The organism is Moorena sp. SIO3A2 (assembly GCF_010672265.1).
Classification (GTDB): Bacteria; Cyanobacteriota; Cyanobacteriia; order Cyanobacteriales; family Coleofasciculaceae; genus Moorena; species Moorena producens.
In genome coordinates this window covers 544,350-557,371 of the sequence record NZ_JAAHHC010000001.1, presented here as the reverse complement: position 1 = coordinate 557,371, position 13,022 = coordinate 544,350, and the positions used below count along the sequence as shown (strand labels likewise).

13 protein-coding genes and 1 tRNA gene are annotated in these 13,022 nt (G+C 44.2%); 7 read left to right on the top strand and 7 right to left on the bottom strand.

Annotated features, from left to right (window positions below):
- Positions 1–285 precede the first annotated feature (285 nt).
- Entirely contained in the window at positions 286–558 is a 273-nt protein-coding gene (locus tag F6K64_RS02410; RefSeq protein WP_008188903.1) for a hypothetical protein, read from the bottom strand.
- A 2-nt stretch (positions 559–560) separates the two neighbouring features.
- Positions 561–689, bottom strand: coding sequence for a hypothetical protein (locus F6K64_RS02405; protein WP_267872105.1), 129 nt, complete (start codon positions 687–689; stop codon positions 561–563).
- A 635-nt stretch (positions 690–1,324) separates the two neighbouring features.
- Between F6K64_RS02405 and F6K64_RS02400 the strand changes: the two genes are divergently transcribed.
- Positions 1,325–2,065, top strand: a complete 741-nt coding sequence (locus tag F6K64_RS02400) for a hypothetical protein (protein ID WP_008188904.1) — start codon at positions 1,325–1,327, stop codon at positions 2,063–2,065.
- Positions 2,058–3,044, top strand: a complete 987-nt coding sequence (locus F6K64_RS02395) for a pentapeptide repeat-containing protein (RefSeq protein WP_008188905.1) — start codon at positions 2,058–2,060, stop codon at positions 3,042–3,044. Before F6K64_RS02400 ends, F6K64_RS02395 begins: the two co-directional genes overlap by 8 nt.
- 317 nt (positions 3,045–3,361) lie before the next feature.
- On the opposite strand, the gene F6K64_RS02390 is transcribed toward F6K64_RS02395, so the two are convergent.
- Entirely contained in the window at positions 3,362–3,832 is a 471-nt protein-coding gene (locus F6K64_RS02390) for a P-loop NTPase family protein (protein ID WP_008188906.1), read from the bottom strand.
- A 128-nt stretch (positions 3,833–3,960) separates the two neighbouring features.
- Positions 3,961–6,084 carry a serine/threonine protein kinase gene (locus F6K64_RS02385; protein WP_008188907.1) on the bottom strand — a complete coding sequence of 708 codons (2,124 nt, stop codon included), beginning with the start codon at positions 6,082–6,084 and terminating at the stop codon, positions 3,961–3,963.
- A gap of 266 nt (positions 6,085–6,350) precedes the next feature.
- On the opposite strand from F6K64_RS02385, the gene F6K64_RS02380 reads away from it, so the two are divergent.
- Entirely contained in the window at positions 6,351–6,674 is a 324-nt protein-coding gene (locus F6K64_RS02380; protein ID WP_083373839.1) for a (2Fe-2S) ferredoxin domain-containing protein, read from the top strand.
- A 97-nt stretch (positions 6,675–6,771) separates the two neighbouring features.
- On the opposite strand, the gene F6K64_RS02375 is transcribed toward F6K64_RS02380, so the two are convergent.
- The gene (locus tag F6K64_RS02375; protein ID WP_008188917.1) at positions 6,772–7,446 is read right to left on the bottom strand and encodes a response regulator transcription factor; all 675 of its coding nucleotides are present in this window, start codon (positions 7,444–7,446) and stop codon (positions 6,772–6,774) included.
- Between the two features lie 141 nt (positions 7,447–7,587).
- On the opposite strand from F6K64_RS02375, the gene F6K64_RS02370 reads away from it, so the two are divergent.
- The 4 genes from F6K64_RS02370 to F6K64_RS02355 all read left to right on the top strand — a co-directional run bounded on the left by F6K64_RS02370 (position 7,588) and on the right by F6K64_RS02355 (position 10,617).
- Entirely contained in the window at positions 7,588–8,430 is an 843-nt protein-coding gene (locus F6K64_RS02370) for a M48 family metallopeptidase (protein ID WP_287264748.1), read from the top strand.
- An 84-nt stretch (positions 8,431–8,514) separates the two neighbouring features.
- Entirely contained in the window at positions 8,515–9,402 is an 888-nt protein-coding gene (locus tag F6K64_RS02365) for a class I SAM-dependent methyltransferase (protein WP_008188920.1), read from the top strand.
- 340 nt (positions 9,403–9,742) lie between these two features.
- Entirely contained in the window at positions 9,743–10,468 is a 726-nt protein-coding gene (locus F6K64_RS02360; protein WP_287264747.1) for an HAD family hydrolase, read from the top strand.
- Between the two features lie 76 nt (positions 10,469–10,544).
- Positions 10,545–10,617, top strand: a tRNA-Ala gene (locus F6K64_RS02355).
- A 192-nt stretch (positions 10,618–10,809) separates the two neighbouring features.
- Here F6K64_RS02355 and F6K64_RS02350 read toward each other — a convergent pair.
- Positions 10,810–11,814: a DUF4351 domain-containing protein gene (locus F6K64_RS02350; RefSeq protein ID WP_287264745.1), complete on the bottom strand. Its 1,005-nt coding sequence runs from the start codon at positions 11,812–11,814 to the stop codon at positions 10,810–10,812.
- A 188-nt stretch (positions 11,815–12,002) separates the two neighbouring features.
- A complete protein-coding gene (locus F6K64_RS02345) occupies positions 12,003–12,998 on the bottom strand; it encodes an AraC family transcriptional regulator (RefSeq protein ID WP_202799268.1) in 996 nt (331 codons plus the stop codon).
- Positions 12,999–13,022: the final 24 nt, after the last annotated feature.

Below are 13,022 nucleotides of genomic sequence, written 5' to 3'. Positions count from 1 at the left end.
GTGATTGGCCGTAGGCCACGCTACGCGAACAGCGGTCAGCTATCATGGTTATTTTATTCAAAAGCACCTCAAGTAGCTTGAGCCTACAGCCAATGGCTGTTAGTGTAGCGTGCCCATAGCGCATAAGCTGATAGCTGAAAGCTGTTCGCGTTCGCGGAGCGTGGCCATTCGCGTAGCGTGGCCAACGGCCAAGGCCAAGCGTGCGCGTAGCGCTTAAGCTGTTCGCGTAGCGTGCGCGTAGCGCTTAAGCTGATAGCTGAAGATTAGGGACTATTTGGTAAGTGATTAACCAGACTTGAGCTCAGTTGAATCAACCTCGATTTTTGGGGAGCCGACGCAATCGGCTCCTTTTTTTTGTGGAACGGACATCTTGTTTTTTGTGGAACGGGCATCTTGCCCGTTTGATTTTATGGAATGATTTGAATAGTTTTGTGGAACGGGCATCTTGCCCGTTTGATTTTCGGTTGAGGGGGTGACAAGCCAGCTCAACTTTTTGGCCTTGCTTAATAATGGAATGATTTGAATAGTTTTGTGGAACGGGCATCTTGCCCGTTTCATTTTCAGTTGAGGGGGTGACAAGCCAGCTCAACGGTGATGCGATCGCATAGCATCGCCTTCGGGGGAATCCCGCCTAGGGCTTGAGAAGACGCTGATTTCAATAACTCCATCCAGTCAGTGAATCCAGTCACCTCATGCAGTAATTAACTTCACCGGTTGATGTGATTTATATCACACCTTTATCTAACTAAATCGATAATAATGATTATTAGGGAAAATTATAAGATTAGTCAGCCAAGTCTTAGAATTTATCATTTCAGGGCAAAGCATCTGATTATATGCTCAGGATTATAAGCTCAGGGTAGCGCGTCTCTGGCTAAGAAAATATATCACTCAAGAAATATAATATCATCTCTGATTGACTAATTATCATATCCGAAATCAGGTAATTTGGAATTGGTAATTTGTATTTGGTGATTTTGAATTGGTAATTGGTAGTTGAGGATTACCCATTACTGATTACGCTTACCCAACAATCTATAGACTATTTTGGAAGTGATTAACCGCACTTGAACTAATAGATCAGTTCAGATCATTTATGTAAAGCTGTATCGGTTTCTTCAGCTAAACGTGAGATGCTCTTTGTGCCGTGTGTTTCACATTTAACTAGATTTTACGTGCATTTCTGCTGAAACTATTCGAGCAGAGGTCGCTGTCATCAGTAACCTAGAAGCAATTCTTTGCAAACGTAACGATTCACTCGTTTGCCTATAAGCCTTAGGGTTGCTTTGCCAGTAAACTGTGAACCTCTCTATCCTAATTTAGCATGTTACAAAGAAAATCGACACCGCTTATCCTACCAGAGGAAAATAAATTTCCAGACTGTCTGACGATGGAGCTTAAAGTTGAGCCAGTCTCGACAGGGATTTTTTCATCTCGCGATAGAGAGCAATTAAAGCTATACCTGACTATTCAATTTAATGAACAGTGGCTGCAGATGCTATTGGGTCGAGTTAGGTTCGGACTCAAAGGTGGAGAACTCAGGCTAAGGCTAAAAAATGGCAAGATACCTTTGGAAGCTCGTAACTTCAGTGGCTCATTTGAGCCTGCTGTTGAAAAACAGAGGAAGCAGCAAGAGAGTAAGGAAAATCACAGTAAAGTCGAGGCTTCTTGGGATAAAAATCAACCTGGAGTTAAAGCTAACCATGGTGAAAAGAATACAGGAGGGACAACAGATGGGTTTCAGTTCATTGACTATCAGATCACAACGAAGGGGTCAGAGGAAACTCCAGCTTGGGTTTTTGAGGTAAAAACGGGTCAACCCGTGTTTAAAGGATTACTCAAGGAAGTCGAGCTGGGAACAATAGATGTAATGGCAAAGCCGTGCTACATAGAAGCTACCTTTGAAGTTTTTAAACCAGATGTTCATGTGACTGGAGCTGAAGGGTTGTGGTCTCCCGAAATTAGTCGGGAAGAACGTGTAGTCTTAGATAGAAAGATTGCCTTACTGATTCTAGAGCACCAATTAAAACCTTATTTAAGTAAAGTGGTACTAAAGTATGACTAACGAACAATCTAAACCGGTGACTAACGAAAAATTCAACCAGGAGTTGGAAGAATTCATCAGAAGTGTTGAAGGCGCTAACACTACTAATTTTTCTCAACTGGCGGAGATAGCTGAACTAAATCTTTATGAAGACTTGGCTAGAGTTGACTTAAGCGGGGTTAACTTAGAAAACGTTAATCTGAATAATGCTGATTTAAGGGGAACGAATTTTAGGAATGCCAATCTAACTGGTGCTGATTTTAGGAATGCCAATCTAACCGGTGCTGACTTTAATGATGCTATTTTAGACAACGCTCAATTTGGTAATAATTCAGGGCTTACTGAGGATATTATATCTGCTCTCAAGGCTCAAGGGGCAATTTTTTTTGATGATTCTGAAGAATTCTTGCTTCCTACAGAAAAATTACATAATGTAGAAGCGCTCTGGAAGCAGGGTATCAAAAAAACTATTTTGATGATAGAGGAATTGAGTGATAAGGATGTAGAATGGATGATTGCTACAGGCAGCAAGAAAGAAATTATTGCTGATACTACGCTTATCGAAGAAGGGAAAGAGATTGATGCACTGTATATAGTGTTGGACGGACAGTTTACAGTTTCAGTTGGGGGCAGAGATATTGCTGAATTATCGGGAGGTGAAGTAGTAGGGGAAATGTCTTTTCTAAAACGAAGTTTACCTGCCGCTACTGTTACCGCTATAAATGACTCAGTAGTTTGGTCAATTTGTCGGCATAAGTTGCAGGAAAAGCTACAGCAAGATAAAGATTTTGCATCCCGTTTCTATAAAGCTACTTCTATTATTTTAGCTGATAGGTTACTCGGCCAATCTTATCAAAATCAATATTCCCAAATTCAGCCATTACCTAACTACTATTGCAGCCCTAAAAATCTTAATAATCAGGCTTATTTGAATCGTTATGATGCACAACAAAAATTATATTCTCTAATCAAAGGGATGTCGGACAAGTGCTTTAGTTAAACCCAACTATTTAGCACTTATCACATTTCTAAATTCGGTGAGGTACTTTTGTCCTAGGTGGCGCAGAAGTAGGGAGTAGGGAGTAGGGAGTAGGGAGTAGGGAGTAGGGATGGAGCGCTCCCCAGAAATTCTGGATTCTTATGATGACTTCAGCAATTCTGTCTACTGTCTACTCCTGAAAATAATTAGTTAAGACATAATTCGAGGGAGTGATAAAATCCTAAAAAGGGTGTTAGACAATCCTAGCATTAGAGAATGGGATTCGGCGTTCGCGCAGCGTGGCCTACGGCCACAGCCGAGGCTACGCGAACCCATGATTAATTTATTTCTATTTTATTGCCGCTAAAACTTTTGAATAGTCTATCATGGCAGCTAAAGGAATATTCATCATCACGTGAATAGTAGTCTTTAATCCAGGTTTGTAAAAATTCAAAATTCGCTTCTTGTTCTTTGGGAGTCTTATACTTATGGGGCTCCCATGGTCTGAGTCGATTGTTTTCTAGGCATTTTTTAACTCCAGGATTCAAAAATATCATCTCGGATGAATAGTTGGCGGCTGTTTCAATTAAACTACCGTAGCATCCTTCAATTATCCATCCAGGATTTTTTTGAATAAAGTCGATTAATAATCTCTCGCTTTCGGCATCTTCCCGTCTTACTCCTGGTAGATCGGGTATCCAAGTAATAGTATCTAGATCTAATATGGGTAAGCTTAACTCAACCTGCAATTTTAAGGCTAAGGTAGTTTTTCCCGCTCCAGAGTTGCCGAATATTAGTATCTTTCTCATGATAAATGAAATAGACAAAAGGTAAGCATATGCGCTACGGGCACGCTAAGGGAACAACCCTTAGCTATCAGCTATCAGGCGGGGAGCCTTGAGCACTAGAGTCTTGCTCAGGTAATTAGGATTGCTTTTTACTTTAAATCCGCTTCCCAAACACCAATGTAAATGCGATCGCTACCGTCTCGTTCAATCACACCCTGCAAGCGGTTATTATTACCACTGGAAAATTTATAGGTCTTAGACTCGCGCTGATATACATCTTTCAGCCCCTGTTTAATGTCAGTGGAGATGTTGTTACTGAGCAGCTTGTCTAAGGTCTGTGACATGATTTCTAGGTCAACGGATTGCGAAAAAGTAACTTCCGTTTGGCGCAGACGCCCAGAACTTCGATCAAACAAGTATCCTAGATCTACTTGATTGGGCACAACGTTTTTATAAAGGAAAGCGCGAGTCTTCCACATGCCGTTTGATTTTTTTGTGGGCTTGCCTAAAGCATATTCCACTGCTCTGCGCTGAGTTCCTGGGGGAAATTTGGGAATAGCCTTGAGCTGAGCAAGATTTTGGTTATTGGTATTGTTTTCTACGATGGGTGAAGGTTCGGTGATAGGTTTCCGTGTTGTTACTGGAACTGGTTTTACAGTAGTGTCTGGTTTGGATGGGGATGTTGGTGTTACCGGATCGGTTACCTTAGTTTCTGGTTTTGATATCGAGGGAGTAGTTACCGGATCAGTTACCTTAGTGTCTGGTTGTGATGGGTTTGATGGTGTGACCGGATCAGTTACGGCAGTTTCTGGTTGTGATGGGGATGATGGTGTGACCGGATCGGTTACGGTAGTCTCTGGTTGTGATGGGTTTGATGGTGTGACCGGATCGGTTACGGTAGTCTCTGGTTGTGATGGGTTTGATGGTGTGACCGGATCAGTTACGGTAGTCTCTGGTGTAGTTACTGGTGATGGATTATTGGTCTGGGACTGTGATGGGTATGATGGTGTTTCTGGTTTAGTTACTGGTGATTTGTCCTTGGTCTGGGACTGTGATGAAGATGAAATAGTCTCTGGTGATGGGTCTTTTGATGATACTTTTTTATCTTGCGATTCTTGAGAACTTGGCTTGTCTGGGTATGATGTTGATTTAGATTGATCATAGGATGGGACGGTCGTAGAGGGATTCAAGAACTTGTTGAATCCCGAACCAAATGCCACCACAATCAGTAATATACCGCCTCCGATTAAACCTCCCTTTAAAACTGCCTTGTAACTATCGTTTTGTTTTACAGTGACTGGTAATGGGCCTTTAATAGTGGACACTGAACCTTTATTGGCTGGTGGTGAGTCACCCGGGGAAATGGGGACTGTGGCTACCGTACCCTTGTTGGCTGTTGATGGGGCACCAGGAGAAATGGGGACTGTGGCTTCCGTAGGTGATGCAGGGTCAGATTGGAGAGCATCAAGCATTTGTCTGGCACTAATAAAGCGATCGCGTGGATGGAATCGAATCGCTTTGTCGAGCACTATTCCTAGGTTTGAATAAAGGGGTGGGGCATCTTGACGCCATAAAATCTCACCAGTCCTCTCATCTGTGTGGAATAGCTGTGGTATTTTACCCGTGAGCAACAAAATTGCTGTCAGCCCCAAACTGTATAGATCACTGCTATAGGTTGGGTGTCCTGCTGACTGTTCCGAAGACATATAGCCAGGAGTGCCAATTATAATTGATGCTGGGTGGGGGGTGCCAGAGTTGGTGACTACGGTACTCATTGCTTCTTTGACTGCACCAAAATCAATCAGAACTGGTACCCCATCTCGTTGGCGGATAATGATGTTATCTGGCTTAATGTCCCGATGAATGATACGGCGAGAGTGGACATACTCTAGAACCCTTAACAAACTAATTAGGAGTTCCCTAACTTCAATCTCAGTAAATTTTTTTCCCTGTCTAACCTGTGTTGTAAAGGTATTGCCTCGAATCCACTCTTGAACCAGGTAAAACTTTTCGGCTTCAGAGAAATAGGCATAAAGTCTCGGAATCTGGTCATGTCCTTCCCCTAAGGCTTCTAAAACAGCTGCTTCTCGTTGGAATCGCTCTTGGACGAGCTTGTAAGCTTTGGGATTATGGGCCAATGCCTTAAGTTGCTTAATCACACACCGCCGTCTTGAAGGCATATGGATATCTTCGGCGAGAAAGGTGTCACCGAACCCACCCGAACCTAGAGTCTCAAGGACACGGTAGCGATTGTTTAAGAGTTTTGGATTCATGACGGATTCAGGGACAATTCGGTTCGAAGTGTGGTCTTCATTCTAATGTTAAGCTGGTGTCCTATTCAATTGGATGGTTGAGCAATGAGTTATTGGTAATTATTCATTGCTCATTTGTCCATAACAGGAGACTGTGCTTCCTCAAAACCGACTCAGGACTGAAAACAGTTATTTGGCATTTTAGGGGGTGATTATATTAATCTATGCATAAAAGTCAATGATTATGATGAAATTAGTAATAATTCTTAATATTAACTGAACCCAACGTGGAAACAGATTTTACTCAACACAGTGCCAATACAGAAAAGCCTTGTGTTTTAGTGTGCCAACATAAGTCTTGTTTAGCAGCCGGTTCAGCTGAGGTGCTGGCTGCGTTCGAAGAAGCTGATCTTTCTGACTTTAGCGTGATTGGTACAACTTGCCAGGGACAGTGTAGTTCTGGTCCAACGGTGCGGATTGTTCCGGAGGAGACTTGGTATTGCCGAGTCAAACCACAAGATGTGCCGGTAATTGTGGAACAACATCTGCAAGGGGGTAAGTTAGTAAGGGCAAAACTTCATCCCCGCATCCATATGAGTTTTGGGTATTAGCTATTAGGTATAGCAGTTTTCAAGGGTTTTAGGGAGTCGGGAGTCGGGAGTCGGGAGTCGGGATGGACTGGCGCACTCAGGACTGATTCACTCAGGACTAATCTCGCAATACGTAGCCAACACCGCGCACGGTTTGGACTAGACGGCTTTCGTTGTTGGCTTCTAGCTTCAGGCGCAAGTAGCGAATGTAAACTTCTATGATATTAGAGTCACCCATAAAGTCATAACCCCAGACTCTTTCGAGGATTTGCTCTCGGGTAAGGACTTGTCGGGGATGGGCAAGGAGATATTCGAGTAGATCAAATTCTTTGACAGTCAGTTCAATTAATCGCTGACCTCGATAGACCTCACGGGTGCTATGGTTTAAACTTAAGTCGGCAAATTGCAGGATGTTGGGGTCTTCGGTTTGATTGCGTCGCAGATGAGCTCGGACCCTGGCTAATAATTCCTCTACGCTGAAGGGTTTGACTACGTAGTCATCAGCACCAGCATCTAAACCACTAACGCGATCGCTTACTTCATCTTTAGCGGTTAATAAGATAATCGGCACCTGATTACCAGTAGTGCGCAGGCGTCGGCAAATTTCTGGTCCTGATATGCCCGGTAGCATCCAGTCGAGTATTACTAAATCTGGATTAGATTCCCGCGCTGCTCCCAAACCAGCTAAGCCATCGTAGGCAACACTAACCTCATAACCTTCGTACTTCAGTTCCAGTTCAATGAACTGGGCTAGTTTGGTTTCATCTTCGACAACTAAAATATGGTGGGTCATAATAGCTTGATGGTGTCTAGGCCAAACAACTGTAAGTTTTCAGGACTAATACAGAAATAATAACGGCTCTAACAATTCATGATATCTTCCACAACAATAGTTTTATAGTATTTTGCTATGGATAAATTTGGGAGATAATCGGTGCGTAGACTAATCCTTCGTTTAGGAATTGCATTCATAGTAGGCTTGTTTGGGTTAATCAGCTACTTTACCAGTGTCTCTGAAAATCCAGTAACTGGGGAAAAGCAGCGCATCCAACTTTCCCCCCGTCAGGAAGTGGTGATTGGGTTACAAGCACGGGGACAAATGGCGGCTCAACACGGTGGTCTTTACCCAGATCAAGCCCTTCAAGGATATATTTCTCAGGTGGGAGAGGGGATTGTCAAAAAGTCGGCAGCCTCTGGTTCACCTTATCCCTTTGAGTTCTATTTGTTGAGTGACCCCCGCACTGTGAATGCCTTTGCTTTACCAGGGGGACAAATTTTTCTGACTCTAGCCATGCTCAGGCGACTCAATACAGAAGCGCAGCTGGCGGGGGTGTTGGGCCATGAGATTGGTCACGTAGTGGGACGACATGGTGCAGAACATCTGGCTAAGCAGAAACTTGGGGTAGCATTGGTTAATGCTGTTGGTATTGCTGCCAGTGATGATGCCCAAAGTGGTAGGCAAGCAGCACTACTTGCCCAAGCCATTAATCAAATGGTTAGCCTTAAGTATGGACGCGAGGATGAATTAGAAAGCGATCGCCTGGGTTTTCGGTTTATGACACAAGCGGGCTATAACCCTAGGGGAATCGTTGAACTGATGCAAGTCCTTAACTCAATTCGACAGGGTGGGCAACCACCGGAGTTTTTTAGTACTCACCCTAACCCTAGTAATCGGATTGAACAACTCCAGAGTCTGATTGCTAAAACTTACCCTAATGGTATTCCTCTTAATCTGCAAGAGGGTCGGGAGCGGTTTGCTCGGAATGTTAAGCGGTAACGGTAAGGAGTGTGGTGCTAGATTAAGCACCCTCAAGCTATACTGCTTTAGCAGTCGGTTTGACATCTCCTTAACTAAATTTTTATGGCAGTTAATCAAGACACACTTTGGGAGCGTTTCTTATCCCCGATCATCTTTAGCTTGATTGATCAAGAAAAGCTGCTACAGTTTAACGAAACTATGGATTGGGAAGCTGAGTGCGATCGCTTCCGTAACCCTGAGCTAATCTATCCTGACTATTACAGCACTCAGAATTTCCATGGTATTGAAGGGGGCTACTTGAATGGAAGTGCAGCCACAAGCTACGACCCAATTACCCAATATGCGTTGCCCCCTAATGAAACCTGGGTGCGTCAGGGGTTGATTGATAGTATAGTAGGGAAGCCACGACGAATTCTGGATTTGGGCTGCGGCACCGGTTCCACAACCTTGATGTTAAAGCAGAGGTTTCCTGATGCCCAGGTGATTGGTCTGGACTTGTCACCTTATATGCTGGTCATGGCTGACTACAAAGCTAACAAGGCTAATGTGGATATTCAGTGGCTTCATGGTATGGCTGAACAGACGGGTTTAGCTGATCAGTCTTTTGATCTAGTTACAGCATCACTGTTGTTTCACGAAACTCCACCTCAGGTAACTCAGTCGATTTTGCATGAATCCTTCCGACTGCTCCAAGGGGGAGGACAAGTTTTGATTCTAGACGGCAATCAGACTACGATCCGGGAGGCGAATTGGCTAACGGAAGTTTTTGAAGAACCCTATATCAAGGCTTACGCTAATGGTAGCGTTGATGCTTGGATGGGTGCAGCTAGTTTTGAAGCAGTGCGCACTACGCAATGGTGGTGGCTCCATCAAATAACTCAGGGTCTAAAACCTTTGCCAGTAGGTAAATCAGCTGTTTGGGAATCTCAATCTCAGGAGAGTTTTCCAGATGAAATTGCTTCACAAGGGGTGCCGGTTCCAGCGGTATAGTGCCTTTCTCAAGTAGTAAGCATTCACCGGTCAGCGCTCAGCGCTCAGCAGACTTAACTCAGATAAATTAATGGTTACCTGTTTTATTCAAAAGTCAAGTAGCGTCGCACAGGCTAGAAGCCTGTGAGGTAACGCATAAGCTGATAGCTGATACGCGACACGCTGATAGCTGACCTCAAGTAAGCACTTGGACACAATTAACGTTGACTGTTAAGATTAGTAAAGTTGACTGTTAATATCAGGGAATAGGCAAGGGGGAACGGGGAACAAAAAAGGGTTTATTAACGTTATTTTATTTATGTTTATCAACAAGATAAACATAATTTATCTCTAGGTACTTATGAGTTTGAAAGCAGTTCTGTTTGATTTTAACGGAGTAATAATCAATGATGAGCCGATTCACGAAAAACTAATTGAGGAAATTATTATTGGGGAAAATTTGCGTCCGGATTCCGAAGAGTTTCGACAGGTTTGTACAGGCAGAGGCGATCGCTCTTGTCTGCGAGAGTTACTTAAGCGTCGCGGTCGGGTGGTTACGGAGGATTACTTAAACCAGCTAATCACCCGCAAAGCTGCTGCCTATCAACGTCAGCTAGAAAGTATGGAAACCTTGCCCATTTATCCTGGTGTGGAGGATTTAATGGTTCAGATCCAGGGTGCTCAGATACCGATGGCTCTGGTGACTGGAGCACTGCGGAATGAGGCAGAAGTGGTGCTCCATCGCGCTGGTTTAGCTAACTATTTTAGTTTGATTGTTGCTGGTGATGATATTACTACTAGTAAACCAGAACCGGATGGCTATCTGCTAGCGGTAGAGCGGCTCAATCAAGCCTATGGTAACCTCAACTTGAAACCTGCAGAATGTCTAGTGATAGAAGATTCTTTGGCTGGAATTGAGGCGGCGAAGAGAGCTGGCATGCCAGTGGTAGGAGTGGCTAGTACCTATCCCCTTCATATGCTACAGCGTCACGCTAACTGGACTGTGGATTATTTGAATCAGCTGGAATTAGAACGAGTGCAGCAGGTCTCTTCTGGGGTATCACCTCAGCCAGTAGCAGAAATCTAGACCATACAAGGGCACAGGGATATTAGTCCCGGTGCTAGAATAAACATATAAATAAAAGTAATAAACCAAAGTACTAGGGGAATTGGCTCAGTTGGTAGAGCGCTGCGATCGCACCGCAGAGGTCAGGGGTTCGAATCCCCTATTCTCCATAGATAGCAGGTAAGCTATCAGCTATCAGTTTTCAGCCGTCAGCCGTCAGCCGTCAGCTTGGTGGCACAGGCTTAATGTTTGTGGCACAGGCTTTGACGCTGTGACATAACTCAGCATTATTCGAATGCTGACCTGTTTGATTCAAAAGCTGATAGCTGATCGCTGATAGCTGATAGCTGATAGCTTACATATTACCTATCCCTGAACTGGTTCAACCAATTGGTCAAATCCACTTCGGTTTCAAAATCCAACAAGGCTTCCCCTAAATCCTCAAACTGGGAAAAGGATAATTGCTCAATTTGATGCTGTAATTGGGGATTGAGCTGACCTAGGCGACGGTTAAGTAGACGGATAATTAAATTAAGCTCATTGCGCTTTCCTTGTTCTAATCCTTGTTCTAATCCTTGTTCTAATCCTTGTTCTAATCCTTGTTCTAATCCTTGTTCTAATCCTTGTTCTAATCCTTGTTCTAATCCTTGTTCTAATCCTTGTTTTAATCCTTGTTTTAATCCTTGTTCTAATCCTTGTTCTAATCCTTGTTCTAATCCTTGTTTTAATCCTTGACTAATAATGCGTTGATAAACCACCGACTCTTGCATCATATCCTCCCGAAAATAAGCTTGAATTAACTGCTCATCAAATTTCACCCCAGCCAACAGTTGCACGCAAGCAGACAGGTTACGCTGCTGTTGTCTATCTTCAATCATATCGATTTTGGCTGCTACCTGGGAGAGTAATGTTTCTGGGACTTCAGCTTGTGCTAACACTGCCAAGGGTAGTAACCCTGGCGTTGTCAGTAACGGTTGTGGATCACATTCCCAAATCCGAATCACTCGGTAGTGGAAGGATAGGTTCGGTTCGGTAAATTGATTCACAAATACTCCCGCTAATCGGGTTGGTTTCAGAAAAATTATTACCTGGTCAATCTTACAGCGATACTGGCGATACAACCTCACCCAATAATCCAGCATCCGCAGGGGTAAGGGAGGTTCAGATTGGGGTAGGGTTTGAAATTCTAGATGCAAAATCGCATCAGCAACCCGCACAAAAAACAAGGCATCTGCCCGAATTGGTTCTGTACTTAATTCGGTGTTGAGAATTTCTATATCTTCTGGTGGTTCCTGGTTCCACAACCAACGGGTAAAGGATTGGGGATATTGTTCCACCAAATATTTCAGGGTACTGTCATAACTCATAACACATAATAAAAACCGGAAGTTACAGGTTACAGGTTAGTTTAGATTACAGGTTAGTTTAGATTTAATTTCATGAAGGGTCAATTGGCTATAATAGTAGATTATGCTCGTCTATAGTAATCTTGCTCACTTAGGCAAGTGCGATCGCATAAGCCTCTGAGCCTCGTAAATATCTAAATCTAAAATACTTATCCAACATTCCGCCGGAACTCGGCAGGGGTGTGCCCGGTCCAACGCTTGAAGGCTCTGCGGAATGCACGATCTTCTGAGTAACCCAGCAAACAAGATATGGCTTCGATACTGAGTCTGGGGTCACTGAGGAACTGTTGTGCGTTTGCTTGACGAGTTTCGTCTAACAATTGCCGAACGGTGATACCATGGTCTTGGGTCAAGCGTTGTAAAGCACGAAGACTCATGTTCATCTTTCGTGCTAGAGCCTCTGCACCATATTCAGAACGTTCAGCATTGTGAGCGATCGCATCACGGACTCTAGATAGTTCCGGAGAATCACTAGAACCTGCTAACCGTTCTCGCACCAGGTCTAGATGGCTCTGGATATAACGAAATAGATCCGGATCAGGCTGTTTGGTGGGTAGGTCTAGGGCCCCTTGACGAAAGACAAAGGCATTGTGGGATTGTTGAAAGCATACTGGGGTACCAAAGAACTCCTCATAAACCTGGATTGGTCCGAAGGGCAGGTGATTAAAGTCCACGCGCACAAGGAGATCATCCGCTCCCAGAATTTCCCGCATATAGCGCAACCCCAAAGCTAGTCCCACTTCAGCCGCGCAACCCCCATCCTCGGCATCCATCGGATGATGCATTTGTAAAATTCCCTCTGAGGAGGACTCAATCAGGGCGATGTGCAGTTGATCCGATAGCACAGACCGATAGCGCACTAAGTTCTGCAACGCTTGTCTGAGATTTTCAGCATATCTAGCTCCATAGGCTAGTGTTCCAAAGTATGAGAAGGGAGTAGCACTGGCCATGTGGAGTGCGATCGCTTCTCCTGGGTAAGCCTTGGTCAGTAAGCGCCATACCGTTGGTACCAGGTGTTGAGACAGGTGGGCATCGGGATCGAGCAGATCGGTACGGGTTAGTCCTGTGGCGGCAGTGATCTGTTCCATGTCCACTCCCCGTGCCACTGCATAAGCTACGGTACTCGCCACCACGCTAGCTAGCATTTCGGGTTTGTGCAATCTGTCGCG

Excerpts from the sequence above, each read along its gene's own strand:
- F6K64_RS02375 (WP_008188917.1), bottom strand. The coding sequence starts at position 7,446 with ATGACCCACCATATTTTAGTTGTCGAAGATGAAACCAAACTAGCCCAG.
- F6K64_RS02360 (WP_287264747.1), top strand. The coding sequence starts at position 9,743 with ATGAGTTTGAAAGCAGTTCTGTTTGATTTTAACGGAGTAATAATCAAT.
- F6K64_RS02410 (WP_008188903.1), bottom strand. The coding sequence starts at position 558 with ATGAAACGGGCAAGATGCCCGTTCCACAAAACTATTCAAATCATTCCA.
- F6K64_RS02345 (WP_202799268.1), bottom strand. The coding sequence starts at position 12,998 with ATGCTAGCTAGCGTGGTGGCGAGTACCGTAGCTTATGCAGTGGCACGG.
- F6K64_RS02385 (WP_008188907.1), bottom strand. The coding sequence starts at position 6,084 with ATGAATCCAAAACTCTTAAACAATCGCTACCGTGTCCTTGAGACTCTA.
- F6K64_RS02390 (WP_008188906.1), bottom strand. The coding sequence starts at position 3,832 with ATGAGAAAGATACTAATATTCGGCAACTCTGGAGCGGGAAAAACTACC.
- F6K64_RS02350 (WP_287264745.1), bottom strand. The coding sequence starts at position 11,814 with ATGAGTTATGACAGTACCCTGAAATATTTGGTGGAACAATATCCCCAA.
- F6K64_RS02395 (WP_008188905.1), top strand. The coding sequence starts at position 2,058 with ATGACTAACGAACAATCTAAACCGGTGACTAACGAAAAATTCAACCAG.
- F6K64_RS02400 (WP_008188904.1), top strand. The coding sequence starts at position 1,325 with ATGTTACAAAGAAAATCGACACCGCTTATCCTACCAGAGGAAAATAAA.
- F6K64_RS02365 (WP_008188920.1), top strand. The coding sequence starts at position 8,515 with ATGGCAGTTAATCAAGACACACTTTGGGAGCGTTTCTTATCCCCGATC.